Origin of the sequence: Dactylosporangium sp. McL0621 (assembly GCF_049995355.1) — a bacterium.
Lineage (GTDB): Bacteria > Actinomycetota > Actinomycetes > Mycobacteriales > Micromonosporaceae > Dactylosporangium.
The window spans coordinates 10376595-10403467 of sequence record NZ_CP188259.1 but is presented as its reverse complement, the minus strand read 5'-3'; the positions used below and the strand labels follow the sequence as shown (position 1 = coordinate 10403467).

At 72.3% G+C, this 26873-nt stretch carries 27 protein-coding genes and 1 pseudogene; 23 read left to right on the top strand and 5 right to left on the bottom strand.

The genetic code is table 11. From position 1 onward, the window contains the following. Positions 1-2: 2 nt before the first annotated feature. The 6 genes from ACPPVO_RS49210 to ACPPVO_RS49185 all read left to right on the top strand — a co-directional run bounded on the left by ACPPVO_RS49210 (position 3) and on the right by ACPPVO_RS49185 (position 3742). Positions 3-482, top strand: a complete 480-nt coding sequence (locus ACPPVO_RS49210; RefSeq protein WP_426505975.1) for a hypothetical protein — start codon at positions 3-5, stop codon at positions 480-482. 209 nt (positions 483-691) lie between these two features. Further along, complete coding sequence (gene pdxS, locus ACPPVO_RS49205) at positions 692-1540, top strand: pyridoxal 5'-phosphate synthase lyase subunit PdxS (protein WP_426514838.1); 849 nt, start codon at positions 692-694, stop codon at positions 1538-1540. 88 nt (positions 1541-1628) lie between these two features. Beyond that, a complete protein-coding gene (gene pdxT, locus ACPPVO_RS49200; protein WP_360376081.1) occupies positions 1629-2240 on the top strand; it encodes a pyridoxal 5'-phosphate synthase glutaminase subunit PdxT in 612 nt (203 codons plus the stop codon). A 2-nt stretch (positions 2241-2242) separates the two neighbouring features. Beyond that, positions 2243-2998 carry a YebC/PmpR family DNA-binding transcriptional regulator gene (locus tag ACPPVO_RS49195; protein ID WP_360375737.1) on the top strand — a complete coding sequence of 252 codons (756 nt, stop codon included), beginning with the start codon at positions 2243-2245 and terminating at the stop codon, positions 2996-2998. Positions 2999-3107: 109 nt separating this feature from the next. Further along, positions 3108-3338 carry a type II toxin-antitoxin system VapB family antitoxin gene (locus ACPPVO_RS49190; protein ID WP_426505974.1) on the top strand — a complete coding sequence of 77 codons (231 nt, stop codon included), beginning with the start codon at positions 3108-3110 and terminating at the stop codon, positions 3336-3338. Next, positions 3335-3742, top strand: a complete 408-nt coding sequence (locus ACPPVO_RS49185; RefSeq protein WP_426505973.1) for a PIN domain-containing protein — start codon at positions 3335-3337, stop codon at positions 3740-3742. The genes ACPPVO_RS49190 and ACPPVO_RS49185 overlap by 4 nt, the downstream gene beginning before the upstream one ends. Positions 3743-3796: 54 nt before the next feature. Here the strand turns inward: ACPPVO_RS49185 and ACPPVO_RS49180 are convergent, their stop codons facing one another. Continuing rightward, positions 3797-5008: a hypothetical protein gene (locus tag ACPPVO_RS49180; protein ID WP_426505972.1), complete on the bottom strand. Its 1212-nt coding sequence runs from the start codon at positions 5006-5008 to the stop codon at positions 3797-3799. 160 nt (positions 5009-5168) lie between these two features. Here ACPPVO_RS49180 and ACPPVO_RS49175 point away from each other — a divergent pair, with 160 nt between their 5' ends. Together ACPPVO_RS49175 and ACPPVO_RS49170 are read left to right on the top strand one after the other, a co-directional pair. Next, on the top strand, positions 5169-6296 hold the full coding sequence (locus ACPPVO_RS49175; RefSeq protein ID WP_426505971.1) for a sensor histidine kinase: 1128 nt from the start codon (positions 5169-5171) through the stop codon (positions 6294-6296). 129 nt (positions 6297-6425) lie between these two features. Next, positions 6426-7046 carry a response regulator gene (locus tag ACPPVO_RS49170; protein ID WP_426514837.1) on the top strand — a complete coding sequence of 207 codons (621 nt, stop codon included), beginning with the start codon at positions 6426-6428 and terminating at the stop codon, positions 7044-7046. A gap of 13 nt (positions 7047-7059) precedes the next feature. On the opposite strand, the gene ACPPVO_RS49165 is transcribed toward ACPPVO_RS49170, so the two are convergent. From ACPPVO_RS49165 to ACPPVO_RS49150, 4 genes are read right to left on the bottom strand one after another with little or no spacing between them, the layout of a single operon-like run. Next, positions 7060-8268, bottom strand: a complete 1209-nt coding sequence (locus ACPPVO_RS49165) for a cytochrome P450 (RefSeq protein WP_426505970.1) — start codon at positions 8266-8268, stop codon at positions 7060-7062. Beyond that, positions 8265-9839 carry an FAD-dependent oxidoreductase gene (locus ACPPVO_RS49160; protein WP_426505968.1) on the bottom strand — a complete coding sequence of 525 codons (1575 nt, stop codon included), beginning with the start codon at positions 9837-9839 and terminating at the stop codon, positions 8265-8267. Before ACPPVO_RS49160 ends, ACPPVO_RS49165 begins: the two co-directional genes overlap by 4 nt. Positions 9840-9874: 35 nt before the next feature. Then, positions 9875-10708, bottom strand: coding sequence for a sensor histidine kinase (locus tag ACPPVO_RS49155; protein WP_426505966.1), 834 nt, complete (start codon positions 10706-10708; stop codon positions 9875-9877). Beyond that, the gene (locus ACPPVO_RS49150) at positions 10705-11352 is read right to left on the bottom strand and encodes a response regulator (protein ID WP_426505965.1); all 648 of its coding nucleotides are present in this window, start codon (positions 11350-11352) and stop codon (positions 10705-10707) included. The genes ACPPVO_RS49155 and ACPPVO_RS49150 overlap by 4 nt, the downstream gene beginning before the upstream one ends. Before the next feature lie 110 nt (positions 11353-11462). Here ACPPVO_RS49150 and ACPPVO_RS49145 point away from each other — a divergent pair. The 15 genes and pseudogenes from ACPPVO_RS49145 to ACPPVO_RS49075 all read left to right on the top strand — a co-directional run. Next, positions 11463-11807, top strand: a pseudogene (locus ACPPVO_RS49145) (GtrA family protein); the annotation flags it as partial. Positions 11808-11868: 61 nt separating this feature from the next. Continuing rightward, positions 11869-13170 (top strand): glycosyltransferase, encoded by a 1302-nt coding sequence (locus ACPPVO_RS49140; RefSeq protein WP_426505963.1) that lies wholly within the window; start codon positions 11869-11871, stop codon positions 13168-13170. Continuing rightward, on the top strand, positions 13160-14767 hold the full coding sequence (locus ACPPVO_RS49135; protein ID WP_426505961.1) for an ArnT family glycosyltransferase: 1608 nt from the start codon (positions 13160-13162) through the stop codon (positions 14765-14767). The genes ACPPVO_RS49140 and ACPPVO_RS49135 overlap by 11 nt, the downstream gene beginning before the upstream one ends. 13 nt (positions 14768-14780) lie before the next feature. After that, entirely contained in the window at positions 14781-16238 is a 1458-nt protein-coding gene (locus ACPPVO_RS49130; protein WP_426505960.1) for a hypothetical protein, read from the top strand. 5 nt (positions 16239-16243) lie between these two features. Continuing rightward, positions 16244-17263 carry an ATP-binding protein gene (locus ACPPVO_RS49125; protein ID WP_426505958.1) on the top strand — a complete coding sequence of 340 codons (1020 nt, stop codon included), beginning with the start codon at positions 16244-16246 and terminating at the stop codon, positions 17261-17263. Then, a complete protein-coding gene (locus ACPPVO_RS49120; protein ID WP_360375715.1) occupies positions 17260-17928 on the top strand; it encodes a response regulator transcription factor in 669 nt (222 codons plus the stop codon). Before ACPPVO_RS49125 ends, ACPPVO_RS49120 begins: the two co-directional genes overlap by 4 nt. A 161-nt stretch (positions 17929-18089) precedes the next feature. Continuing rightward, positions 18090-19310, top strand: a complete 1221-nt coding sequence (locus tag ACPPVO_RS49115) for a glycoside hydrolase family 5 protein (RefSeq protein ID WP_426505955.1) — start codon at positions 18090-18092, stop codon at positions 19308-19310. 69 nt (positions 19311-19379) lie between these two features. Next, positions 19380-20306: an alpha/beta hydrolase family protein gene (locus tag ACPPVO_RS49110; RefSeq protein WP_426505954.1), complete on the top strand. Its 927-nt coding sequence runs from the start codon at positions 19380-19382 to the stop codon at positions 20304-20306. A gap of 128 nt (positions 20307-20434) precedes the next feature. Next, positions 20435-21643: a substrate-binding domain-containing protein gene (locus ACPPVO_RS49105; RefSeq protein ID WP_426514836.1), complete on the top strand. Its 1209-nt coding sequence runs from the start codon at positions 20435-20437 to the stop codon at positions 21641-21643. Between the two features lie 64 nt (positions 21644-21707). After that, a complete protein-coding gene (locus ACPPVO_RS49100) occupies positions 21708-22451 on the top strand; it encodes an ABC transporter ATP-binding protein (protein WP_426514835.1) in 744 nt (247 codons plus the stop codon). Positions 22452-22530: 79 nt separating this feature from the next. Beyond that, on the top strand, positions 22531-23253 hold the full coding sequence (locus ACPPVO_RS49095; RefSeq protein ID WP_426505952.1) for an ABC transporter ATP-binding protein: 723 nt from the start codon (positions 22531-22533) through the stop codon (positions 23251-23253). An 85-nt stretch (positions 23254-23338) separates the two neighbouring features. Then, entirely contained in the window at positions 23339-24226 is an 888-nt protein-coding gene (locus ACPPVO_RS49090) for a branched-chain amino acid ABC transporter permease (RefSeq protein ID WP_360375707.1), read from the top strand. Further along, a complete protein-coding gene (locus ACPPVO_RS49085; RefSeq protein ID WP_426505950.1) occupies positions 24223-25320 on the top strand; it encodes a branched-chain amino acid ABC transporter permease in 1098 nt (365 codons plus the stop codon). Before ACPPVO_RS49090 ends, ACPPVO_RS49085 begins: the two co-directional genes overlap by 4 nt. Positions 25321-25419: 99 nt before the next feature. After that, positions 25420-26178 carry an ABC transporter ATP-binding protein gene (locus tag ACPPVO_RS49080; RefSeq protein ID WP_360375703.1) on the top strand — a complete coding sequence of 253 codons (759 nt, stop codon included), beginning with the start codon at positions 25420-25422 and terminating at the stop codon, positions 26176-26178. Further along, the gene (locus tag ACPPVO_RS49075; protein ID WP_426505948.1) at positions 26165-26857 is read left to right on the top strand and encodes an ABC transporter ATP-binding protein; all 693 of its coding nucleotides are present in this window, start codon (positions 26165-26167) and stop codon (positions 26855-26857) included. The genes ACPPVO_RS49080 and ACPPVO_RS49075 overlap by 14 nt, the downstream gene beginning before the upstream one ends. The last annotated feature ends 16 nt before the right edge of the window (positions 26858-26873 follow it).

The following is a 26873-nucleotide window of genomic DNA, read 5'->3' as shown; positions in this document are numbered from 1 at the left end:
GCATGTGGTGGGTGATCGCCGTGGTGGCCGTGGTGGTCGCGGTGGCCACCTACCTGACCTGGCTCGCGGCCCGGGTCGACCGGCTCCACGCCCGGGCGGCCGCGGCCTACGCGACCCTCGACGCGCACCTGGTCCGCCGGGCCGCGGCCGCGGTGGCCCTGGCCGAGGCGGCCCAGCTGCCCACACTCATGTACGCGGCCAAGATCGCCCTGGACGCCCAGCCGGACGACCGCGAGGTGGCCGAGAACGACCTCACCCGGCACCTGCGCAACGGCTTCGGCGGCGCGGCGAACCCGCCGGCCGAGGTGGTCGACACGCTGGTGCAGGTCAGCCGCCGGGTGGCCCTGGCCCGCCAGGTGCACAACGACGTGGTGCGCGACGCCCTGGCCGTGCGCCGCCGCGGGCTGGTGCGGGTGTTCCGGCTGGCCAGAAAACACGCCGTGCCGGCCTACTTCGACGTCGACGACCCCTCGCTGGCCTGATGCGGGCCCCGGCCCGGACTCGGCCTCAGCGAAGCTCGCCAAATCCGGGCCCGGTGCATTCCGTGGGCCACGGGGTTGTCCGTGGCTGTCGGATCGGGTTACGGAGACAGCGTAAACTTGCGGGTGAATCCAGCTTTCCCCGTTAGGAGTGTCTCGTCGTGTCCTCACCCACCTCGCCGGTCACCGGCACGGCCCGCGTCAAGCGCGGCATGGCCGAGATGCTCAAGGGCGGCGTCATCATGGACGTCGTCACCGCCGAGCAGGCCAAGATCGCGGAGGACGCCGGCGCCGTCGCGGTGATGGCGCTCGAGCGGGTCCCCGCCGACATCCGCGCCCAGGGTGGCGTGTCGCGGATGAGCGACCCCGACATGATCGACAGCATCATCAACGCCGTCTCGATCCCGGTCATGGCCAAGGCCCGCATCGGGCACTTCGTCGAGGCCCAGGTGCTGCAGGCGCTCGGCGTCGACTACGTCGACGAGTCCGAGGTGCTCACCCCGGCCGACTACGCCAACCACATCGACAAGTGGGCGTTCACCGTGCCGTTCGTGTGCGGCGCCACCAACCTCGGCGAGGCGCTGCGGCGCATCAACGAGGGCGCGGCCATGATCCGCTCCAAGGGCGAGGCCGGCACCGGCGACGTCTCCAACGCCACCACCCACATGCGCAAGATCCGCGGCGAGATCCGCCGGCTGACCTCGCTGCCCGAGGACGAGCTGTTCGTCGCCGCGAAGGAGCTCCAGGCGCCGTACGACCTGGTCAAGGAGGTCGCCGAGGCCGGCAAGCTGCCCGTCGTGCTGTTCACCGCCGGCGGCATCGCGACCCCGGCCGACGCGGCGATGATGATGCAGCTCGGCGCCGAGGGCGTCTTCGTCGGCTCCGGCATCTTCAAGTCCGGCAACCCGCAGCAGCGCGCCGCCGCGATCGTCAAGGCCACCACCTTCCACGACGACCCCGACGTGCTCGCCAAGGTCTCCCGCGGCCTGGGCGAGGCCATGGTCGGCATCAACGTGGACGAGATCCCGCAGCCGCACCGCCTCGCCGAGCGGGGCTGGTGACGCACTCCGTGAACGGTCCGGAGCGCAGCGGAGGGGCCGTTCACCATTGGACCCGGTTATCGCGCCGGAGCGAAGCGGAGGCGATCGCGTGATCATCGGTGTGCTCGCCCTGCAGGGCGATACCCGCGAACACCTGCACGCGGTGGCCGATCTCGACGCGATCGGCCGTCCCGTGCGCCGCCCCGACGAGCTCGACTCCGTCGACGCGCTGATCATCCCCGGTGGCGAGTCCACCACGATGAGCAAGCTGGCCGTCGAGTTCGGCCTGCTGGAGCCGCTGCGCAAGCGGATCGCCGGCGGCATGCCCGTCTACGGCTCGTGCGCCGGGATGATCATGCTCGCCTCGACCATCCTGGACGGCCGCGCCGACCAGGTGCCGTTCGGCGGGATCGACATGACGGTCCGCCGCAACGCGTTCGGCCGCCAGGTCGACTCGTTCGAGGGGTCCGTGGACATTTCGGGCATTGACGGTGGCCCTTTCCACGCCGTATTCATCCGCGCCCCGTGGGTAGAGTCGGTGGAGGACTCCGTAGAGGTACTGGGCCGCGTGAATGATGGCCCGGGCGCCGGTAGGATTGTCGCGGTTCGGCAGCAGCACCTGCTCGCGACGGCCTTCCACCCCGAGCTAACCGGCGACCTACGCGTTCATCGGTACTTCGTGGAGATGGTGCGCGAGGCGGGTCAGACGACGGAGGGTTAGGCATGTCGGGGCACTCAAAATGGGCGACCACCAAGCACAAGAAGGCGGTCATCGACGCCAAGCGTGGGAAGCTCTTCGCCCGCCTGATCAAGAACGTCGAGGTGGCCGCCCGCACGGGTGGCGGTGACCCCGCCGGCAACCCGACCCTCTTCGACGCCATTCAGAAGGCCAAGAAGAACTCGGTCCCCAACGACAACATCAACAACGCGGTCAAGCGCGGCTCGGGCCTCATCGGCGGCGGCGCGGACTGGCAGACGGCCATGTACGAGGGCTACGGCCCCAGCGGCGTCGCCATCCTCATCGAGTGCCTGACGGACAACCGCAACCGGGCCTCGACCGAGGTGCGCGTGGCCCTGACGCGCAACGGCGGCTCCCTCGCCGACGCGGGCAGCGTGTCGTACATGTTCACCCGCAAGGGCGTCGTGATCGTCCCCAAGGCCGGCGAGCTGACCGAGGACGACCTGCTCATGGCCGTCCTCGACGCGGGCGCCGAGGAGGTAAACGACCTGGGCGAGGCCTTCGAGATCATCAGCGAGGCCTCGGACCTGGTCCCGGTGCGCACGGCCCTGCAGGACGCGGGCATCGACTACGAGAGCGCCGAGTCCTCGTTCGTGCCGAGCGTGACCGTCCCGCTGGACGAGGAGGGCGCGCGCAAGGTCTTCAAGGTGATCGACGCCCTGGAGGACTGCGACGACGTACAGAACGTCTACGCGAACTTCGACGTGAGCGACGAGGTCATGGCCCTGGTCGAGGCCTGACCCACCCGCGTACCGGCGCCCCGACCCGCAACGGGCCGGGGCGCCGTAGTCTGTAAGACATTGCGGGGTTGGCCATGTGGCCACACGGGCATAAGGTGAGGGGGTGACTATGACGGAGATCGTGCCGAAGAAGGGCGCCGCAGCAAGCGTCGACCAGGAACTGCTCGCCGAAGCGCAGGACCATCTGGGAGGCGTTCCGGAGGCGGAAGCCATAAACGCTGCATTGAAACTGTTCGTTGAACACTGGCGCGAGCGACGAGGCCGGGCATTCGATCGCCTCCAGGCGATGGCCGACGACGGCGGGTTCAACTTCGATGCCATCGACGAGACGGATCGGTGAGGTATCTGGCCGATACGAGCGCGCTCGTCCGCATCTGGCGCAAGCAGGTCGACCCGGCTTGGCGCGAGATTGCGAGCCGCGGGTTGATTGTCTTGAGCGAACCGGTTCTCACCGAGACTCTTCTGGCGGCCGACGCGAAGAGATACGCCGAGGTCGAGGAGCAGTTCTACAACCTCTACCCCGTGGCAGCAATCCCCGACGGCATCGGGAAGCTGACCGCTGTCATCCGTCGAGAGTTGGCGCTGCACAGCGCGCACCAGGGTCTGTCCTTCACCGACGTGCTGGTGGCGGCGATGGCGATCCGGCTGACACTCGAGGTGCTGCACGAGGATGCGGACTTCGAGACGGTCGCGCGATTCGTGCCCGAACTGCGCCAGCGACGCATCAGTGCGAACCCGGAGTGATCGACCCGGCCGGCGGCGCCCCCGCGCTCGGGTGCGGTGGCGCCACCGTCCTGCTCAGGCTGTCGCGGGCACCGGGACGGCCTCCGGCGCCGGGTGGGCACGGCGGGCCACCGGAGCCAGGGCGGCCAGGAGCAGCGCCGGGCTCAGCAGGCTCAGCGGCCCCACCCCCAGCACCAGGAACGCCGCGATGCCCGCCGCCGTCAGCGCCGGCGTCCACCACCGCACGCGGTGCCGCACGGCGGCCAGTACCGTCACCGCGACCAGCCCCAGCAGCGTCAGCAACATGCCGGGCAGCATCCAGCCCAACGTGAACGGCGCGTACTCGCCGATCGTCGCGTCCACCTTCTCGGCCGTCGCGCGGTCCAGGGCCGTCGCCGCCGCGATCGTCGTGTAGTCGCCGACCATCAGGCCCGAGAAGTTCACCAGGGCCAGCACCGTCACGGCGGCCACGGGACCGCGGGCCAGGTGCAGTACCGCCGGGATGAAGGCGACCCAGGCCAGATGCAGCAGCAGGGCGCTCGCCTGGGCCTGCGCCGGGTGCGCGAGGGAGCCGTCGAGGCTCGGGGAGAAGCCCGGCACCGTGCCCAGGCCGCCCGCGAAGAGCAGCGGCGCCGCGATGAGGGCCGCGCGTCCGGCCCGGTCCACGAACGCTGCGTACCGGGCGGGCTCGCCCTCCGGCGCCGGGCGCAGCCGGAACGCGGCCACCGTGTAGGCGCCCAGCAGTACCGCCGGGCCGGTCAGCGAGAGCGGCAGCGGGGAGATCGCGAACAGGAAGTACAGGGCGGTGCCGAGCAGGGCCGCGCCGGCCGTCCACCAGTCGATCACCCGCGCCCGGGCCGCGGCCAGCGGGGCGAGGACCAGGGCCAGGGCCCAGCCCGCCAGGCCCGGCACCTGCCAGCCCCACCGGGCCCACGCCAGGTCCTCGAACGCCTCGTTCGCGCGGCGCACCGCGTCGTCCGGCAACGTCTGCTCCAGGGCCAGGATCCACAGGTCGGCGGCCATCAGGGCGGAGAACGTCGTCAGCCCCACCACCGTCGCGACCCACGCGATGCGCGCCGGCACCGCGCCGCGGGCCCGGATCGGGGCCAGCAGTGCCAGCAGGCCCGGCACGAACAGGGCCCACGCCGAGTGCAGCAGCAGCGAGTGCCACTGCAGCGCCTCCGGGTGCGCGCGGTACACCCCGTAGCCCTGCGCCTCGCCGAGCGCCGGGTCCACGGCGGTCGCGAGCAGCAGGCACAGCGGGGCCACTATCAGCAGGAACCGCATGCGGTCCTCCTCAATCTTCTCGTCGGGGACCGCGAACGTTAGGAACCCGCGCCGCGCCCGTAACCCCCACCGGGACGGATTCCGCGTCCGCCTCCCGGCGGAGAGTCGGTCATCCGGCGGACCGGTCCGCGCGCGGCCGCCGGCCCGTACGGTTCCTGCCATGCGCGGATGGCGGCTCGACCTGGCGGTGACGGCGGGGTTCGTCGCGTTCGCGCTCGTCGAGGAGGCCGTCGTGGGCATGCCCGGCGCCTGGTGGCCGTTCGCGCTCGCGGTTTTCGCGGTGCTTGTCGCGCTGCGCCGGAAGGTGCCCCTGCTCGGGCTCGCCGCGACGGTGCTGCACCTCAACCAGCTGCACTATTCCGGCTGGTCGGAGTGGTACCGGCTGTGGCAGCTCGCCGCCATGATGATCTTCGCGTACACGGCGGGGCGCGCGTGGGGGCCGGGGCGCGCGAAGTGGGCCGGGCTCGGGCTCGTGGTCGCCGTCGGGCTCACGTACTGGAGCGTCGACCACGAGGACCCGATGGCCGCCCTCTTCTTCCCGCTGGCGCCCTGGGGGCTGGGCCGGGCGATGGCGGTCCAGCAGCGGCGGAGCGCCGAGGCCGCCGGCGCCCGGGCCGCCGTCCGCGAGCAGCGCGCCCGGGAGGCCGTGATGGAGGAGCGCGTCCGGATCGCCCGCGAGCTGCACGACATGGTCGCGCACAGCGTCACCGTGATGGTCATCCAGGCCGGAGTGGTACGCCGCCGCCTCGACGCCGGGCTCGACGTCGACGGGGATCTGCTGCGCAGCATCGAGTCCTCCGGCCGCGACGCCGTCGGCGAGCTGCGCCGCACGCTGGGCCTGCTGCGCGGGGAGGGCGCGGCCGACCCGCCGGCCGGGCTGGAGCGCCTCGAGGACCTGCTGGCCCAGATGCGCGAGGCCGGGCTCGACGTGCGGCTGCGGCGGGAGGGGGCGGCGGTCGCGCTGCCGCCGGCGGCCGACCTCTCGGCGTACCGCATCGTGCAGGAGGCGCTGACCAACGTGCTGAAGCACGCCGGCCCGACCACCGTCACCGTGACCATGCGCTACGCCGACGACGGCCTCCACCTGACCGTCGCCGACCGCGGGGCCAGGGTCCCGGCGGCGCTGGCGGGCACCGGGCAGGGCCTCATCGGGATGCGGGAGCGGGTCACCCTCTTCGGCGGCGAGCTCGAGACCGGTCCGCAGGCCGAGGGCGGGTTCCGGGTGCACGCGCGGCTGCCGGTGCCGGTGCCGGTGCCGGCCCGGAGCGGGGCGGAGGTGCCGGTTTGAGCGGGGCGAAGGGTGCCGGCGGTAGCGGGGCGAAGGTGCCGGCGTGAGCGGGGCGGAGGTGCCGGCGTGAGCGGGGCGGAGGGTGCCGGCCGGACGCCGATCAAGGTGGTCGTGGCCGACGACCAGAAGATGGTCCGGGCCGGGCTGCGGATGGTCATCGAGACCGAGCCCGACATGGCCGTGGTCGGCGAGGCGGGCGACGGCGTCGAGGCGGTCGCCCTGGCGCGGCGGGTGCGCCCCGACGTGGTGCTCATGGACATCGCCATGCCGCGCCGGGACGGGCTCGCCGCGACCCGCGCGCTGCTGGCCACCCCGGCGCCGCCGCGCATCGTGGTGCTCACGACGTTCGACACCGACGAGAACCTGTACAACGCGCTGCGCGCCGGGGCGAGCGGCTTCCTGCTGAAGGTGTCGTCGCCGGAGCACCTGATCACCGCGATCCGGGTCGTCGCGTCCGGGGAGGCCCTGCTCGACCCGGCGGTGACGACCCGCGTGATCGCCGCGTTCGCGGGCGGCCCGGGCCCGAAGCCCCCGCCGGAGCTGGCCGAGCTGACCGCCCGCGAGACCGACGTCCTGCGGCTCATGGCGCGCGGGCAGTCCAACGCGGAGATCGCCGCGGCCCTGGTGCTGGGCGAGGCGACGGTGAAGACACACGTGGCGCGGGTGCTGCAGAAGCTGGCCCTGCGCGACCGCGTCCAGGCCGTGGTCTACGCCTACGAGTCCGGCCTGATCCGCGCCGGCGCCGTCTGATCGAAGGGGAACGTCAGTCCAGGGCGACGCGCAGGTGGCGCGGGCCGCGCAGGACGGCGCTCAGGCGGTACTCCGGCGGGTCCTCCAGCAGCCGGGCGCGGGCCAGCGCCGGGGCCAGGGCCGCGATGGCGACCTGGGCCTCGAGCCGGGCCAGCGGCGCGCCGAAGCAGTAGTGGATGCCGTCGCCGAAGCCGAGATGCTGGGCCGGGCGCCGGTCCGGGGAGAAGCGGTCCGGCTCGGGGAACTGTTCCGGGTCGCGGTTGCCGGCCGCCAGGAGCAGGGTGATCGACGCGCCCCGCGGGATCGTGGTGCCCGCCACCGGGATGTCGTCGAGCGCGGTCCGCCACGGCAGCATCTGCACCGGCGGGTCGTAGCGCAGCACCTCCTCGACGAACGGCACCACCGTCTCCGGCTCCTCGATCAGGCGGTCCAGCCACACCGGCTGGCGCAGCAGGACCAGGGCGCTGTTGGCGATGAGGTTGACGGTGGTCTCGTGGCCGGCGATGAGCAGCAGCATCGCGGTGCTCACCAGCTCCGAGCGCGACATGCGTCCGTCGGGGCCGCTGTCCGTGGCCAGCGCCGTGAGCAGGTCGTCGCCGGGCTCCGTGGCCGGCTCGGAGAGGGCCGAGAGCCGCTGGTCGACGAGGTCGCCGAGGTACTGGGCGAGGTCGGCCAGCGCGGTGCGGTCCGGCTGCACGGCGATCAGGGCCTCGTCGATCCAGGCCCGGAACCGCGGCTCGTCCGCCATCGGCACGCCGAGGAGGGAGCAGATCACCTGGACCGGCAGCGGGTACGCGAACTGGTCGACGAGGTCCACGGTGGACGGTGGGAACGCGGCGACCAGCGACCCGGCCAGCGACGCCAGGGTGGGCTCCAGATCGGCGACGCGGTGCGGCGTGTGCGGCGGGCCGAAGGGGCGGGTGGCCAGGCGGCGCAGGCGGTCGTGGGCCGGCGGGTCCAGGCGCAGGAAGCTCGGCGGCAGGCCGACGAGGTCCGCGGTCGCGCCGGACGACGACTTCTCCGCCAGGTCCGAGATGTCCGCCGAGCTCACCCTCGGGTCGTGCAGCAGGGCCGCGATGGCGTCGAAGGTGCTCACCACGTAGGTGCCGTCGCCGGTGACCGTCACCGGGGTGCGGCGCAGCGAGGTGAGCAGCGGGTAGGGGTCGTGGCGGTTCACGGGGTCCAGCACGGCGTTGAAGACGGAGGCGACCGCGGTCGTCATCGGATGCTCCTCACCAGGGTCGGGCGGTGGCCCGTCACCACCACTGTCGCGTCGCGCGCCAGCAGGGCCCGGTCGGGTACGCCCGCCGGCACCGGCAGCGCGTCGTCCGGCCGGTCGACCCGGTCGAACTCGGGCGGGAACGGGGCCGCCTGCTCGATCAGCCGCTCGTAGAACGGCAGCCACTTGGCGTGGTTGAAGGCCACCGCGCCGGTCAGGCGGCCCTTGTACCCGTACGCCGCCGCGAACCGCCGGTCGGCCACCGAGCCCTGCGCGATCACGACCTCGTCGGAGAAGGTGGGCACGCCCACGGACTTGATGTTGTTGCCGAACTGGGCGGACCAGAACTGCGGCATGTGCAGGTGCGGCCACCGGTCCGACTCGTCGCTGACCATGTTGTGCGCGGCCACCTCGGCCTGCGCGACGGCGTTGGCCCAGTGCTCCAGGGCCAGGAACTGGTAGCCGAAGAGCGCGTTGGGCGCGCGGGCCACGTCGCCGGCGACGAACACGTCGTCGGTCACCACGCCGTTGACGTCGAAGGCGCGGCAGCCCGCGTCGCAGGCCACCCCCCACGGCCCGACGGCCAGGCCGGAGTGCTCCAGCCACTCGACGTTGCGCAGGCCGCCGAGCGCGGCCACCACCACGTCGACGTCGAGCACCTCGCCGTTGGAGAGCACCGCCCGGCGGACCCGGTGGTCGCCCTCGACGCGCTCCACGGTCACCCCGCAGCGCAGGTCGACGCCGTGCTCGCGCTGGATGTCGGCGGCGACCGAGCCGATGGCACAGCCGAGCGCCCCCTCCAGGGGCGTGCTCGCGGCCTCGGCCACGGTCACCTCCAGGCCCAGGGAGCGGCACGTCGAGGCCACCTCGGAGCCGGTGAACCCGGCGCCGACGACGAGCACGCGGCCGGGGGGCGAGCCGTCGCGGGGCAGCAGGCGCTGCTGCAGCGCGATCGCGTCGTCGCGGGTACGCAGGACGAACATGCCGTCCAGGGCCCCCTCGGCCGGGACGGGCCACGGCCGGGCGCGCACGCCGGTGGCGATCAGCAGGCGGTCGAACGGCACCGCCGTACCGTCGCTGAGCTGCACCCGGCGGGCGGGCAGGTCGAGGCCGAGCGCGCGGACGCCGAGCAGCCAGCGGGCGTCGAGGTCGGCGCGGTGCGGCAGGCCGGTCCCGTCGGGGCGGATGCGGCCGCCGAGCGCCTGCTTGGACAGCGGCGGGCGGTCGTAAGGGCCGTACGGCTCGTCGTCGATGAGCGTCAGCGAGCCCGACCAGCCCTCCTCGCGCAGCGCCTCGGCCGCCCGCAGCCCGGCCAGCGACGCGCCCACGATGACGATCCGGTCGGCCCCGACGCCGGGGGTCACGCCGAGCGGCGGCATGTCGTGCGCGGCCACGCGGTCGAGCTGGATGGCCTGGACCGGGCAGGCTGCCGCGGCCCGCCGGACCTGCGCGTCCTCGGCCGGGGACGGGTCGTAGAGCAGGGTCTCCTCGCCCTGCATCTGGAAGGCCGACGGAGCCAGGAAGGCGCACTGGGCGTACCCCTGGCACTTGGTGAGGTCGACAACCACACGCATGCGTCAACCATGGGCCCGGTCGCGGGGCGGACAGCTCACCCGGCGGGAAGGGCCGCGCGCACCACGGTCCCGGCCCCCGGCGCGCTGCGGATGTCGAGGGTCCCGCCCAGCAGCGCCGCCCGCTCCCGCATCGAGCGCAGCCCGAGCCGTCCCGGGAACGACAGCGACGGCGTGAAGCCCACGCCGTCGTCGGAGACCTCGAGCACGACGTGGCTGTCGTCGCCGGCCAGCCGCACGGTCACCTGGGTGGCCTCGGCGTGCCGGGCGGCGTTGCCGAGGGCCTCCAGGGCGATGCGGTACAGCGCCTCCTCGACCTGCGGGCTGACCGCCGGGTCGGCGTCGAGCTGCAGGCCCCAGCCGGCCCGGCCCGGCGCCGCGTGCAGGGTCTCGAAGACGCCGCGCAGGGCGGCGGCGAGGCCGGCGCCGGCCAGCGTCTCGGGGCGCAGCTTGAGGATGATGCCGCGCAGGTCGGTCAGGCCGGCCGCGGCCGTCTCCTTGATCCAGGCGAGCGAGGCCTCGGCGTGCGCCGGGTTGCCGTACAGCAGTTCTGCGGCCGTGCCCGCGCCGAGGCTGATGCCGTACAGCGTCTGCACCACGGAGTCGTGCAGGTCCCGCGCCAGCCGGGCGGGCTCGGCCGCCGCGGCCAGCAGCAGCTCGGCGAGGGGCGCGAACGGGGCCAGGGCGGACGGGCGCGGGGCGCGGCGCCCGCCGGCGGCCAGCAGCCCGCCCGTCACCGGCAGGTAGGTCACCCGCCGGGTACGCAGGGCCCGCCCCTTCGCCATCGCCCGGAGCGCGACCGCCCGGTCCACGAAGCCGTCGACGCCGGACACGACCGACCCGCGGGCGTCGAGGACGACGACGGCGGTCACGCAGGGGCCGCCGCGTGCACCGGGACCAGCCCGACCCGCATGGCGTAGAGCGCGGCCTGCGTCCGGCTCTCGGCGTTGAGCTTCTGCAGGATGTTGCTCACGTGCGTCTTCACCGTCTGCGGGGCGATGTGCAGCTCGCGGGCGATCTGGCCGTTGGCTCGGCCGCGGGCCAGCAGCGCGAGCACCTCCTCCTCGCGCCGGGTCAGCTGCGGCGGGGTGCTCGGCACGTGCACGTCGCGCACGAGCCGGGCCGCCACCGCGGGGGAGAGTTGCACCTGGCCGGCGGCCGCAGCGCGCACGGCCCGGTGGAGCTCTTCGGCGTCGGTATCCTTCAGCAGGTACCCCACCGCGCCGGCGTGCAGCGCGTCGGCGATGAGCTGCGGTTCGAGGTACCCGCTCAGCGCCACCACCTCCACGCTGGGCAGCTCCCGGCGGATCACCGCGGTCGCGCTGATCCCGTCGAGGACCGGCATCAGCAGGTCCATCAGCACGATGTCCGGACGCAGCTGGTGGGTCAGCTCCACGGCCTGCCGCCCGTCGGCGGCCGCGCCGACCGGTTCCAGGTCGCCGCTCAGCGCCAGGAAGCTGCGCAGCCCCTCACGGACCATCGCGTGGTCGTCCGCGATCAACACCCTGATGCTCATTGCCGCGCCTATACCCCGCAAATGCCGCAAATACTCCAAGCGGCGGAGCCAAGCGCACTACGCCATCTGGGGGAGGCCAAAGGTGTGCGCCGGAGCCGGTCCGCGGCGGGATGCCCCGGGCTCCGCTCGTCGGCACGGTTGTGGGTGTGACGCACTACTTGCACCGGCTGAGCCGGTTCTCCCTGGTGGGAGTCAGCGGTGTCGTCGTGAACAACGTCGCCCTGCTCACGCTGCACGGGCTGCTGGGGCTCGCCCTGCTGCCGGCGACCGTGGCCGCGGTCGAGCTCGCCCTCGTGTCCAACTACGTCCTCCACGAACTGTGGACCTTCCGCCGGCGGCGGCTGTCGCTGACGCGCTTCGCCTACTTCAGCCTGGCCGGGCTCGCCGCCCTGCCCGTCAACGTGATCGTCGTTCAGCTGCTGGTCGGTCTCGGCCTGCACTACCTCCCCGCCAACCTGGTCGGAATCACGGCCGGTTTCGGGGTCAACTTCGCCGTCAGCTCGAAGTGGATTTGGAGTGAACGCACCGATGGAGCAGCTGGTGTTGGGGGTCCTCACGCTGATCTCGCTGGTGCTGACGGTCCAGGCGGCCCACGCCCTGTATCTCATGATCTACACGTGGGACCAGCCCGAGGCGGACGCCAAGGCCCGGGTGCCCGATCAACGTGCTACGCCGGAACTCTCCTTCACCGCCATCCTCCCGGCTCGGCACGAGGAGGAGGTCATCCAAGCCACCATCGCCCGCGCCGCGTCCGCTGACTACCCGCCGCACCTGGTGCAGATCCTCGTCGTGTGCTCGGCCGACGACGTGGGCACCATCGAGCAGGCCCGGGCCCAGGTGAGCCAGCTGCGCGCGGCCGGGCGCGCCAACGTCGACGTGGTCGTCTTCGACGACGGCCCGATCAACAAGCCGCACGGGCTCAACACCGCCCTGCGCTACGCCACCAGCGACATCGTGGCCATCTTCGACGCCGAGGACGAGGTCCAGCGGGAGCTGTTCGACATCGTCAACACCATCATGCTGACCGACGACGTCAGCGTCGTGCAGGCCGGCGTGCAGCTGATGAACTTCGACTCCAACTGGTACTCGACGTTCAACGTGCTGGAGTACTTCTTCTGGTTCCGCAGCCGGCTGCACTACCACGCCAAGAACGGCGCCATCACGCTCGGCGGGAACACGGTCTTCTTCAAGCGGGAGCTGATCGAGCGCCTCGGCGGCTGGGACGAGACAAACCTGACCGAGGACGCGGACATCGGCCTGCGGGTCTCCAGCATGGGGGAGAAGGTGCGGGTGGTCTACGACGACCGCTACGTCACCAAGGAGGAGACGCCGCCGACCCTGCAGAGCTTCATCAAGCAGCGGACCCGCTGGTGCCAGGGGTTCATGCAGACGCTGGGCAAGGGCACCTGGAAGCTGATGCCCAACCGGCGGCAGCGGTTCCTGGCCTGGTACACCCTCGCCTTCCCGCACGTGCAGGCGATGCTCGGCTTCTACCTGCCGGTCGCGCTGCTCAGCGCGTTCGTGCTGAGCGTGCCCGTGCCGGTCGCGATGCTGTCCTGGCTGCCGGTGCTGCTGCTCGGCGCGCACTTCGTGATGTCCGTCGTCGGGCTGTACGAGTTCACCAGTGCGCACGGGCTGAAGGCCGGTCCGGGCACGGTCGTGAAGATGGCGCTGACCTGGTTCCCGTACCAGATGGTGCTGTCCTATGCGGCCGGCCGGGCGCTCTACCGCCAGCTCAAGGGCACGACCAACTGGGAGAAGACCGCCCACGTCGGCGCCCACCGCACCGAGGCCCCGGAGCTGACCAATGTCGGCTGAAGTCCTGACCAAGCCGAAGAAGCGGCCCTCGTCCGGTGCGGCCCGGGTGCCGCAGAAGGCGCCGAAGCTGCTCATCGCCGTCGCCCTGCTCATCGGGCTGGCCAGCCACGGCTGGAACATGTTCCGATATCCGCTGTACCTCACCGACGAGGGCATCTACATGGAGCAGGCCTGGTCGGTGCTCAAGGAGGGCAAGCTCTCCCCGTACACGTACTTCTACGACCACGCCCCGATGGGCTGGCTGGCGCTGGCCGGCTGGGTCGGCATCCTGCCGGGTGGCTTCGGGGCCTTCGGCAACGCCATCAACACCGGCCGGGTGCTGATGCTCATCGTCCACCTGGCGTCGGTGTTCCTGATGTTCGAGGTGGTGCGGCGCTTCACCGGCTCCAAGTCCGCGGCCTTCCTGGCCACGTTCGTGTTCAACCTCTCCCCGCTCGGGGTGTACTACCAGCGCCAGGTCCTGCTCGACAACCTCATGATGTTCTGGATCCTGCTCGGGCTCTACCTGCTGGCCCGCCGCGACGGGCGGATCGTCACCGCGATGGGCGCCGGGGCCAGCTTCGGCGTGGCCCTGGTGACCAAGGAGAACGCGGTCTTCCTGCTGCCGGGCTGCGCCTACCTGCTGCACAAGACGGTCAAGGAGCAGTCCAACCGGCGGTTCGGGGTCAGCTTCTACTGGTTCACCGTGCTGGCCCCGGTCGTCGGGTACCTGCTCTTCGCCCAGATCAAGAACGAGCTGTTCCCGGAGGGCTTCCGGTTCAGCCCGGACAACAACCAGCTCCACGGCCACGTGTCGCTGCTGAACACCATCTGGTGGCAGCTGCACCGCAACTCCAACAGCTCGACCGGCCTGTCGTTCACGTACCTGCTGCAGCAGAGCTGGCTGTTCAAGGACCGGTACCTGCTCATCGCCGGCGTCGCCGCGACGGTGCTCGCGCTCATCTCGGGCCGGCGCAACAAGCGCCTGCGCACCCCGATGCTGGGCTGTGCCCTGATGACGCTCGGCTACGCGTTCTACCTCAGCCGCAGCGCGCTGCTGGACTTCTACATCGCGCCGATGGTGCCGCTGTTCGCGCTGAACCTGGGCATGTTCTTCGGCTGGCTGACCCGGCGCACCAACCAGAGCGGGGCGGCGGTGCTCGTCGCCTGCCTGCTGGTGCCGGTGCTGGTCATGCCGGGCGGGTTCATGATCAAGTACAACGCCAAGGGCGAGCTGGAGTTCAGCGACGCCTACCGGCTGCCGCTGACCCGGCTGCAGGAGCAGCAGGTCGCCTGGATCAAGCAGAACATCCCGACCAGCGCCCGCCTCATCATCGACGACGACATCTGGGTGGCGCTGCACGACAGCAAGCCGGCGTACAAGTACGCCCATCCGCACTACAAGGCCACGTCCGACCCGGACGTGCGGGACAAGGTCTTCCATTCCAGCTGGGAGAACGTCGACTACGTCGTGATGTCGAACAAGATGCGCGACGCCCTCCAGCGCGGCGGCGAGACCTGGATCATCGAGGCGATCGACCAGCACGGGGAGACCGTCTGGCAGGCCACCCGGGGCGACGTCTCGCTGTCAATCGTCAAGATCGGGAACACCTCCTAGCTGGAGTCCAACCATGCAGACGCTGAAGCACCGCCCGGCCTCCGGCCGCGCCGGGAAGAGAAAGCGACCGAAAATCTCACGCAAGCGGCTGCTGCTGGCCGGTGTGGCCGCAGTCCTGCTCATCACGCTGGGCCGCTCGCTGCTGCCCGCCCTGGGCATCTCGGCGCCCGGCCTGGGCGGGTCGGCCGACGACGCCCCGACCGAGGTGCAGACCAAGGCCCCGCCGGCGCCGACGATCGACCTGAACGGGGTCATGGTGCAGGGCGGCGGCACGCCGATGATCACCCTGAACCCGGGCCTGGTGCGGCTGGGCGGGGGCGTGACCGTGTCCGGGTCGGGCTTCGACCAGGGCTCAATGGTCGACGTGTACCTCGGGCCGTCCTCCACGCCCGGGCAGAAGAAGCCGCCGAGCGGGGCTCCGGACGCCAAGCCCAAGCAGGTGGCCACCGCGAAGGCCGGCAAGTGGGGCGTGTTCACGGCCAACTTCACGATGCCCGGCAAGATGACGGTGCCCGTGCAGGAGGTCACCGCGCAGGCCCGCGGCAGCGACAAGGTGGCCAAGGCCGACGCGTCGGTCGCCCAGGGCGCCGGCCAGGCCGCGCTCTCGGCGGTGGTCGGCAAGCCGGGCGACACGATCAACCTGACGGTCAAGGGCTTCACGCCCGGCGAGCAGCTCAACGTGTACTGGGGCCGGATCAACGGCGACCCGAACCTCACCCTCAAGGCCGACGAGGGTGGCTCGGTGGGTAAGACGCCGATCAGAGTGGGCGTCACGGCCGTCGGGACGACCAGTCTGGTGGTCGTGGGCAAGACCAGTGGCGCGGCGGCGAGCGCGCCGTTCCAGGTGCTGCGGCTGTACCCGTCCATCAAGCTGGCGCCGTACGCCGTGAAGGCCACCCAGAAGATCACCTTCTCCGGCTCCGGCTTCGCGCCGGGCGAGCGGGTGCTGGTGCGGCTCAACGCGGCCGGAGGCCAGCCGGTCATGGCGGTCCAGACCGACGACGCCGGCACGTTCAAGGGCGCCGGGCTGGTGATGCCGTTCCAGCTCAAGGGCGCGCAGTCGCTGGTGTTCACCGGCGAGCAGAGCCGGGCCGCGGTCTCCACCGGCTTCACCATCCTGCCGTTCACCCCGCAGGCGCGCACCAACGCCTACGGCGGCCTGCCCGGCACCGTGGTGAACTTCTACGCCACCCAGTTCGCGCCGAACGAGGCCGTGCACGTGTCCGTCAGGACCGCCAAGGGCGCCAAGCCGCAGCTGGTGGCCGCGTTCCGGGTCGACGCCAAGGGCGCGGCGCGGGCGGTCGGGCAGTACACGATCCCGGGCGACACCGAGGACACCGTGGTGTTCCAGCTGCATGGGCAGCGCAGCGACGCGACCGCGACGGTGAACTTCAAGGTCGACAAGTCCGGCGGGCCGGTCGAGCTGCCGTCCGCCAAGCCGTACGTGGTGCCCAAGGATCTGGAGAACTGACGCCCGTGTACTGGCAGGCGTTCCGCACGGCCCCGGAGGCGTTGGTCGTCCTCGACGCCTCCGGGGTGGTCCGCCTGGCCAGCGCGGCCGCCGAGACGCTGTTCCAGCGCGGGGCGCCCGCGCTCATCGGGTGCGACGCCCGCGACCTGTTCGGCGGCGAGCCCGCGTTCCGGGCCGAGGCGCCGACCACGGCCGTCGTCCGCCTGCCGGACGGCCGCGAGCTGGCCGTCGACGTGCGGGTGCGCACGCTGGAGGGCGACCCGAGCGGGATGCTCGCCCTGGCCGTCGAGGAGCGCGGCGCGGCCGGGCGCAGCCGGGCCAGCCTCGAGCAGCGCATCGCCCGGCTCACGCTCACCGGCCAGGAGCAGGGCGAGCTGCTCACCGACGTGATCGTCACCCAGGAGCGGGAGCGGGCCCGCATCGCCGCCGGGGTGCACGACGACAGCCTGCAGGTCATCACCGCCGCCACCCTGCGCCTGCAGCAGCTGCGCCGCCGCCTGTCCGACCCGGCCGACCTGGCGATCCTCGACCGGCTCGAGGCGTCGCTGGTGCAGGCGGCCGAGCGGCTGCGGCGGCTCATCTTCGACTTCCGCCCGCCCCGGCTGGCCGACGACGGGCTGGCCGCGGCGACCGAGGACCTTCTCGACGACCTCGCCGAGCAGCATGGCCTCGGGGTGCGCGTCGACTCCCGGCTCACCGGCGAGCCCGCGCTGCCGACCCGGCTGCTGCTGTTCCGGATGCTGCAGGAGGCGGTGGCAAACGTCGGCAAGCACGCCGGGGCCGACCGGTGCACGGTCATCCTCGGGGAGGAGCAGGGCGGGTACCTCGTGCGCGTCGTCGACGACGGCGTCGGCGCCGAGAACCTGCACACCGACCCCGGCCACCTCGGGCTGCTCCTCATGCGCGAGCGGGCGGCGCTGGCCGGCGGGTGGTTCCGGATCAGCAGCCTGCCCGGGCGCGGTACCACCGTCACGTTCTGGGTGCCGCGCGGCGCCGACCTCGAATCCAAGGGAGCCGTATCGTGACTCGTCCGCCCTACCGGGTGCTGATCGTCGAGGACCACCAGGTCGTCGCCGAAGGGCTCGCGGCGCTGCTCAGCGAGCACCCGGAGCTGCGCGTGGTGGCCCTGGCCGGCAGCGTCGGCGAGGTCGAGCACCTGGCCGACGTGGAGCGGGTCGACGTCGTGCTGTGCGACTTCTGGCTGCCCGACGGCACCGGGGCCGAGGCCGTCGCGGCGCTGCGGTCCCACCAGCCCGAGGTCGCCGTCGTCTTCCTCAGCGCCGACCAGAGCGACCAGGTCATCCTCACCGCGCTGGAGGCGGGGGCGGCCGGGTACCTCGTCAAGAGCGCCGGCGGCGCCGACGTCGCCGAGGCCGTGCGGCGGGCCGTCGACGGCGAGATCCTCGTCCCGGCCCGCCAGCTGGCCAAGCTCCTGGCCCGCCGCCGCGAGCAGGCCCAGCGCTCCGAGGACCACGCCCGCCGGCTGGACAGCCTCACGCCCCGGGAGCGCGAGATCCTCGCCCTGATGACCGAGGGCATGGACAACCGCGACATCGCGCGCGAGCTCAACATCAGCTACACCACCGTGCGCAGCCACGTGCGGCACCTGCTGAGCAAGATGGGCGCCCGGTCGAAGCTCGAGGCGGTCGTGCGAGCCGCGGAATGGGATGCTCCCACGGTGGGCACTTGACGAGTTGTACGGGCGCGACTCCCTGTTCGTGCCGCAATGCGCGACGGTCCTCCCTCAATTGGCGCACAGGTAAATCCGACATCAGTACGCTGACACCATATGTCCGATATCCGTAACGTTCTGACCTGCCCCGCAGTCAAGTGTGAGGACAGGTCAGTTTTATGGGTCGTACGCGCCTTTACTGGATTTCCGCCCTCGTCGCGCTCGCCGTCGCCGGCGTGGCACTGGTACCGCTGCTGGACCACGACAAGAAGGTCCACCCCGCAATGACCGAGTCCGGCCAGCGCCTGCAGATGCCGCTGCATGCCGAAGGCTCGAAGATCGTCGACGCCCGCGGTGAGACCGTGACGTTTACCGGTGTCAACTGGTTCGGGCTCGAGACCAACACGTTCGCGCCGCACGGGCTGTGGTCGCGCAACCTCGGCGACATGCTCGACCAGATGGTCGGGCAGGGCTTCAACTCGATGCGCCTGCCGTTCAGCAACGAGCTGTTCGACGCGGCGTCCAAGCCCAACGGCGTCGACTACGCGCTCAACCCGGACCTCAAGGGCCTCACCGGGCCGCAGCTGATGGACAAGGTGGTCGAGGGCGCGACCAAGCGCGGCATGATGGTCATCCTCGACCGGCACCGCCCGACCTCGCAGGGCCAGAGCAACCTCTGGTACACCGACAAGGTCAGCGAGGAGCGCTGGATCTCCGACTGGGTCAAGCTCGCCGAGCACTACAAGAACAACCAGCTCGTGGTCGGCGCCGACCTGCACAACGAGCCGCACGGCGAGGCCACCTGGGGCGACGGCAACGAGAAGACCGACTGGCAGGCCGCCGCGCAGCGGGCCGGCGACGCGGTCCTCAAGGCCAACCCCAACTGGCTGATCGTCGTCGAGGGCATCGAGAGCTACAAGACCGCCGACGGCAAGAGCGACGGCTACTGGTGGGGCGGCAACCTGCAGGGCGCCAAGGAGCACCCGGTGAAGCTGACCGACCAGTCGAAGCTGGTGTACTCCGCGCACGACTACAGCCCGAAGGTCTGGTCGCAGCAGTGGTTCACCGACCCGAAGTTCCCGGCGAACATGCCGGCGCTGTGGGACAAGCAGTTCGGGTACCTGGTGAAGAACAACACCGCCCCGGTCCTGATGGGCGAGTTCGGCGGCCGCTCGGTGGCCGAGAAGGACGCCCAGGGCAACAAGGACCTGGAAGGGATCTGGCAGCGCAACCTCATCGGCTACCTCAAGGACAACGGGCTCAGCTACACGTACTGGGCCTGGAACCCGAACTCCGGTGACACCGGCGGGGTCCTCAAGGACGACTGGAAGACGGTCGATGCCGACAAGGCCGCCCTGCTGAAGACCTACCAGGCACCATTGGCCGCCGCCGCCCAGTAACACCGCGGCTCGCCGGTCGGGCGCGGCCCTCCCTCCGCTGCTACATTGCGCGGGGGGAGGGCCGATTCCATGCCTGAGCGAAATACGGTCGTCGATACCGCGATGGGGCCGCTCAACGCGATCCTGTGCACGCCGGACGGTCCGGCCCGGGCCGGCCTGGTGCTGTCCGACGGCTCCGGCCCGGCCACCCGCGACGCCTGGCAGGGCGTGCCCGGCTGGCTCGCCGAGCGCGGGATCGCCACCCTCCGCCACGACAAGCCCGGCTGCGGCGGCTCGCCCGGCGACTGGCGCGCGCAGTCCCTCGGCGACCGCGCCATCGAGGGCCTCGCCGCCCTCGACGCCCTGCGCAAGCAGGCCACGGTCGACCGGGCCGGGCTGATCGGCTACAGCCAGGGCGGCTGGGTCGCCATCGCGGCCGCGGCCAACGAGCCCGGCCTCGTCGACTTCGTCGTCACCGTCTCCGGCCCCATGGTCGGCCCGATCGAGCAGGAGCGGGTGCGCATCGAGCGGGCCCTGCGCGCCCGGGGCCGCTCCGAGGAGGTCATCGCGGACGCCCTGCGCTGGGTCGACGAGCGCGCCGACCGCCTCGTCGCCGGGCAGGACCCGGCCCAGATCCTGGCCGACCAGGCCCGCTACGCCCGCCGCGACTGGTACGCGGAGGCCGCCGGGCCCCCGTACGACACCGAGGAGCTGCTGGTCCTCGGCGGCCGGCTGGCCCGCTTCGACCCGGCCGAGATCCTGCCCTTCGTGCGCTGCCCCGTCATGGCGTTCTTCGGCGCCGCCGACGAGCTGGTGCCGGTCGAGCGCAGCCTGGTGGTGCTGGGCGAGCGGCTGCCGGCCGAGCAGCGGGGCAACAACGGCGTGGCGGTCCTGCCGGGGGTCGGGCACATGCTGTATCCGGAGCCCCCACAGGCCGACGTCCCGCTCTTCCAGCAGCTGTCCCCGGCCTTCCTGCCGCTGCTCGAAGCCTTCCTCGACCGAGTGGCTGCTGGGTAGTCACCATAGGGGAACGCCGATTCTGTGTGGCCCGACCACATAGCGACGTGCCCGACGCCACTCCTAGCGTGTCGAACACCGCCAGCAGGCGCTGGCCTTAACAAGGCGTTCACACGGAGGAAGCGTTGATCAGGCAGACAGGCGCGCCGCGGCGAGTGTTGTTCGCGGCGTTGGGGCTCACGCTGGCGGCGACGTTCGCGTCCGCGTGCAGCAGCCCCCAGGAGGCCGCGCAGGAGCCGGCCGGCGACGGCGCACCCATCAAGGTCGGGCTCGTCTACTCGCAGACCGGCCCGCTGGCCGGCTACGGCAAGCAGTACATCGAGGGGTGGAAGGCGGGGCTCGCCTTCGCCACCAAGGGCACCGGCAAGGTCGGCAACCGCCCGATCGAGGTCAAGGAGTCCGACGACGCCGGCGACGCGGCCAAGGCCGTCTCGGCCGCGAAGGACCTCATCGGCCAGGGGTACAAGATCATCGCCGGCAGCACCTCGTCCGGCGTCGCGAGCCAGATGGCCCCGCTCGCCGCGCAGAACAAGGTCCTGTTCATCTCCGGACCCGCGGCCACCGACGCGGTGACCGGCATCAACAAGTACACCTTCCGCTCGGGTCGCCAGTCCTACCAGGACGTCCTCGCGGCCAAGTCCTACCTGCCCGCCCCCTCGGGCAAGAAGGTCCTCGTGTTCACGCAGGACGGCGCCTTCGGCAAGTCCAACGCGGACGCGGTGAAGGCCGTCATCGGCGGCGCCGGGGCCACCGTCGAGACGATCTCGGTTCCGGCCAACGCCACCGAGTTCACCGGCTTCGCGGTGCAGGCCAAGAACGCCAAGGCCGATATGATCTTCGTCGCGTGGGCCGGCACCACCGCCACCGCCATGTGGCAGGCGCTCGACCAGCAGGGCGTGCTCGGCTCGACACTCGTGGTCACCGGCATCGACCAGCGCGCGTCGTGGCCGACGTTCGGCGCCGCCGGGTCGAAGATCTCGCTGCTCGCCCACTACTTCGACGGCGCGAGCGACAACGAGGCCACCGCGGCGCTGCGCAAGGGCGTCGACGGCGGCAAGGTCGACCTGTTCCACCCGGACGGCTTCACCGCCGCCCAGATGGTGGTGCGGGCCGCGCAGGAGGGCGGCGACGACGTCGACAAGATGGTCACCGCGCTCGAGGGCTGGTCGTTCGACGGCGTCAAGGGCAAGCTGACCGTCCGCAAGGAGGACCACGCCCTGCTCCAGCCGATGTTCCAGGGCAAGTTCAGCGGCTCCGGCGCCGACCTCAAGCCCGAGCTGGTGAAGGCGATCGACCCGGCCGCCGCCGCGCCGCCGGTCGCGCAGATGAAGGGCTGAGCCCGTGGCGAACGCCCCGGGTCCGGTGGCCGGCGGTGTCCTTGCGGACGCCCCGGCCACCGGCCTGCTCAGCATCCGGCGCCTGACCTGGCGGATCGGCGGGGCCGCCATCGTCGACGGGGTCAACCTCGACCTCGCCGAGGGCGAGTTCCTGGCCGTCATCGGCCCGAACGGCGCCGGCAAGACCTCGCTGTTCAACCTGGTCTCCGGGCTGCGCCGGCCGTCCGACGGCTCGGTGTCGCTCGCCGGGCAGGACGTGACCCGGCTGCCGCCGCACCGGCGGGCCCGGCTCGGCCTCGGGCGTACCTTCCAGTCGTCCTCGGTCTTCGCCTCGCTCACCGTCGCGGCCAACGTGCGCCTCGCCGTGCAGGCCCGCCGCGGCGGCTCGATCCGCCCCTTCCCGCTGCCCGCCCGCGACCGGGACGTCGCCGAGCGCGCCGACCGGGTGCTGTGGCGGGTCGGGCTGGACCACCGCGCCGGCGCGCTGGCCGGCACCCTGGCCCACGGCGAGAAGCGCAAGCTCGAGATCGCGCTGCTGCTGGCCGGCGAGCCGCGGGTGCTGCTGCTCGACGAGCCGATGGCCGGGGTCAGCGCCGAGGACGTGCCCGGCCTGGTCGCGCTGATCCGCACGCTGACCCGCGAGGAGCGGCGCAGCGTGCTCATGGTGGAGCACCACATGGACGTCGTACTCGACCTGGCCGACCGGGTCGCGGTCATGCACCACGGGGCGCTGCTGGTCTGCGACACGCCGGACGTGGTCATGGCCGACCGCACCGTCCAGGAGGCGTACCTGGGGGAGAAGTTGTGAGCGGGCCGGAGCGAAGCGGAGGAGCCGGGAACCATGAACACAGGGTCCGGCCGGCGCCGGAGCTTGCGGAGGTGACGGCGTGACCGTTCTCGACATCGCCGGGCTGGACGTGCGCATCGCCGGCTCGCACATCCTGCAGGGCGTGACGTTCGGCGTCGCGCCGCAGGGCGTCACCGCGCTGCTCGGGCGCAACGGCGTCGGCAAGACCACGACCCTGAAGGCGGTGCTCGGCCTGCTGCCGCGCGGCGCCGAACTGGCCGGCGAGGTGCGCTTCGCCGGGCAGCGGGTCACCCGGCTGCCGACCTTCCGGCTGGTGCGCGACGGGCTCGGGTACGTGCCCGAGGACCGCGGCGTCTTCGGCGGCCTCACCGTCGCCGAGAACCTGCGCCTCGCCGAGCGCTCCGGCGCCGCCCCCGACTACGAGCGCGTCTACGGCCTCTTCCCCGAGCTGCAGCGGCGCGGCCGGCAGCGGGCCGGCACCCTGTCGGGCGGCCAGCAGCAGATGCTCGCGATCGGGCGGGTGCTGCTCAACCCCAACCGGCTGCTGCTCATCGACGAGCCGACCAAGGGCCTCGCGCCGAAGGTCGTCGGCGAGGTGGCGGCCGCCCTGCACGCCGTCGCCCAGGTCGTGCCGATGCTGCTGGTCGAGCAGAACCTGGCCGTCGTGCGGCGCCTGGCGCAGGACGCGGTCGTCATCGCCGCCGGGAAGGTCGCCTACGCCGGGGCCGCGGCGGACCTCCTGGACTACACCGAGAAGACCAAGTCGCTGCTGGGCGTCGGGAAGGCGGACCACGCATCATGAGTGGTACGGAGCGAAGCGGAGTGGCCACTCATCATAGGCGCAGATCTGACTCAGGCCGGCGCCGGAGCGAAGCGGAGGTGTCGGCATGAGCACGTTCGTGCTGCTCACCCTGACGGGGCTGGGCCTCTCCGCGCTGTACTTCCTCGTCGCCTCCGGCCTCGCCCTCGTCTTCGGCCTCGCCGACGTGCTCAACTTCGCGCACGGGCTGTTCCTCTCCGTCGGGGCCTACGGCACCTGGTGGGCGGCCGGGCACCTGCCCGGGGCCGGGCCGAGCGGCTGGGGCTTCGCGTTCGCGGTGCTCTTCGGGGTCGCGTGCGGGACGGTCGTCGCGGCGCTGGTCGAGCTGGTGCTCATCCGGCCGCTGTACCGCCGCACGATCGAACAGGTCCTGGTGACCGTCGGGCTCTCGCTGGCCGGCGTGGCGCTGCTGCAGGCGTCGTGGGGCAGCGACGCCCGGCCCTACCCGCGTCCACAGTGGACCCAGCGGCTCACCACGATCGCCGGCGCGCGCGTGCCGAACGACCGGTTCCTGCTCATCGGGGCCGCGGTCGTGGTGCTGCTCGGGCTGCTGGCCTTCCTGAAGTACACCCGGATCGGTCTGGTCATTCGCGCCGGCGTCGAGGACCGCTCGATGGTCACCGCGCTCGGCATCGACGTGCGGCGCGCGTTCACCCTCGTGTTCGCCATCGGCGGCGCGGCCGCGGCCCTCGCCGGCGCGCTCGGCGGCGTGTTCACCGGCGCGATCTCGCCGACCGGCGGCAGCTCCCTGCTCATCTTCGGCTTCATCGTCGTCGTCATCGGCGGCATGGGCTCGGTCACCGGCGCCGCCTACGCCGCGGTCGCGGTCGGGCTGCTGCAGCAGTTCGTCAACTACACCTCGTCGGGCCTCGGCGACATCTGCGTCGTCGCCCTGCTCGCGGTCGTGCTCCTCGTCCGTCCACAAGGGATCACCGGGAAGGTCGCCACCTCATGACGACACAGACGGCACCGCAGGTGCGAACGGCGCCGGCCCGGCTGCGCGCGAGTCGTTTCGGGCCGGTCGCGGTGCTGGCGGCGGCCATCTTCCTGCCCTACTGCGGCCTGAGGATCCCGGGCGTCTTCGACTCCGCGCTCAACGCCCCCGGCACCCTGCAGCTGCTGGCCCTGGGCCTGGTCTTCGGCGCCCTCGCGCTGGGCTACGACCTGCTCTTCGGCCGCACCGGGATGCTCTCGTTCGGCCACGCCCTCTACTTCGCGGCCGGCGTGTACGGCACCGACATGCTCGTCACCAAGGCCGGCTACGGGCTGTGGACCGCGATCCTGCTCGCCGTCATGGGCACCGCGATCCTGGCCGCGCTGCTGGGCGCGGTCGCGCTGCGCACCGGTGGCATTGCGTTCGCCATGGTGACACTGGCGTTCGCGCAGGTCGCCGCGATCACCATCGGGCGCAACCCGGGCGGGGCCACCGGCGGCGAGGAGGGCCTGCCGATGGACGGCGCGAAGGTGCCCGGCTTCCTGGTCGGCGTGGCCAACACGGTGAACCTGTACTGGCTCGCCCTGGGCGTGCTCGTGATCACCGTCCTGGTCGTGCACGCGATCGCCGACTCCCCGTCGGGGCGGGTGCTGGCCGCCATCCGCGACGACGAGCGCCGGGTGGGCGTGCTCGGCCTCGACCCGTACCGCTACCGCCTCTTCGCCTTCACGGTCGCCGGCGGCCTGGCCGGGCTCGCGGGGGCCATGTACTCGCTGCTGATCGGCGGCGCGACGCCCCACGTGGCCGCCTCCGACCAGACCCTGACCCTGCTGGTGATGGTGGTCCTGGGCGGCCCGGGGACGCGCTGGGGGCCGCTGATCGGCGGGTTCCTGTTCACGTACCTCGACTACCGCCTCGTCGCCCTGGGCGACTCGGACGCGGTGGCCGGGCTGCCCGGCTTCCTGCGCGGCCCGCTGTCGCAGCCGCTGTTCATCCTCGGCACCGTCTTCATCCTGGCGGTGTACTTCTTCCCGGGCGGCCTCGCGGGCCTGCGCACCCGGCTCGGCCCGCTGGCGCGCTGGATCCCCGAGCGCCGGCCGGGCCCACATACCTAAGCATGGGAATGTGTGGATCAGCTCCGTAGTGGCGCCGGGAGTGACGGCCATACCTTGTGACGGCCGTCACTTCCGACGTCACAGGAGGGTGAATCCCACATGGCTGGTTCCGCGCTCGTCGCGCGTGGCCTCACCCGCGACTTCCGCGGCTTCCGCGCCGTCGACGGGGTCGATCTCGATGTCGCCACCGGCGCCGTGCACGCGCTCGTCGGGCCCAACGGGGCCGGCAAGACGACGCTGTTCAACCTGCTGACCGGGTTCCTCGCGCCGAGCGCCGGGCGGATCGAGCTGGCCGGGCGGGACATCACCGGGCTCGCGCCCGAGCGGGTCGCCCGCCTCGGCCTGGCCCGCTCCTTCCAGATCGCGAGCCTCTTCCCGCAGCAGACGGTGGTCGCCCACGTGGAGCTCGCGCTGCAGGGCGGCACCTCCCTCGGCTGGGCCTTCTGGCGCTCCGAGCGGCCGCTGCGGCGCTTCCGGGCCCCGGCCGAGGAGCTGCTGGAGCGGGTCGGGCTCGCCGCGGCCGCGCAGGAGCCGGCCGGGAGCCTGCCCTACGGGCGCAAGCGGGCCCTGGAGCTGGCCATCGCGCTCGCCCTGGACCCGCGGGTGCTGCTGCTGGACGAGCCGACCGCCGGCATGGGGGTCGAGGACGTCGAGCGGACCGTCGAGCTCATCGCCGCGGTCCGCGACGGGCGCACGGTGGTGCTGGTCGAGCACAACATGAGCGTCGTGGGCCGGCTCGCCGACCGGGTCACGGTCCTGCAGGCCGGCCGGGTCCTCGCCGAGGGCCCGTACGAGCAGGTGCGCGCCGACGAGCGCGTGGTCGAGGCCTACCTGGGCAGCGCCGATGCTGCGCATTGAGGGACTTTCCGCGTGGTACGGCGAGGCCCGCGTGCTGCGCGACGTCGGCCTGCACGTGGCCGAGGGCGAGGTCGTCACGCTCTGCGGGCGCAACGGCGCCGGCAAGACCACGCTCCTGCGCTGCGTCATGGGCCTGCACCCCGGCCAGTCGGGGACGGTCACCCTCGCCGGCACGGACGTCTCCCGCCGCCCCGCGCACGTCCGCGCCCGCGCCGGGCTCGGCTGGGTGCCGGACGACCGCGGGGCCTACGCCACGCTCAGCGTCGCCGAGCACCTGGCGCTGCCGCCCGTGGTCGGGCCCCGGCCGTGGGGCCTCGACGAGATCCACGAGGCGTTCCCGAACCTGTACGAGCGCCGCCGCAGCCCGGCCACCACGCTCTCCGGGGGCGAGCAGCAGATGCTCGCGCTCGCCCGGGTGCTGCGCATGGGCGCCACGGTGCTGCTGTGCGACGAGCCCACGGAGGGGCTCTCGCCGCTGCTCGTGCGGCGGGTCGGCGAGATCCTGCGCCGCGCCCGCGACCACGGCGTCACCGTCCTGCTCGTCGAGCAGAACCTGCGCTTCGCCACCACCGTCGCCGACCGCCACTACCTGCTCGCCGAGGGGCGGATCGCCGGCACTTTCGACAACGCGGACGTGCAATCCCGCGAGGACGAGCTCCTCGCGCTACTCGGCATCTGACCGGAGGTACACCCCA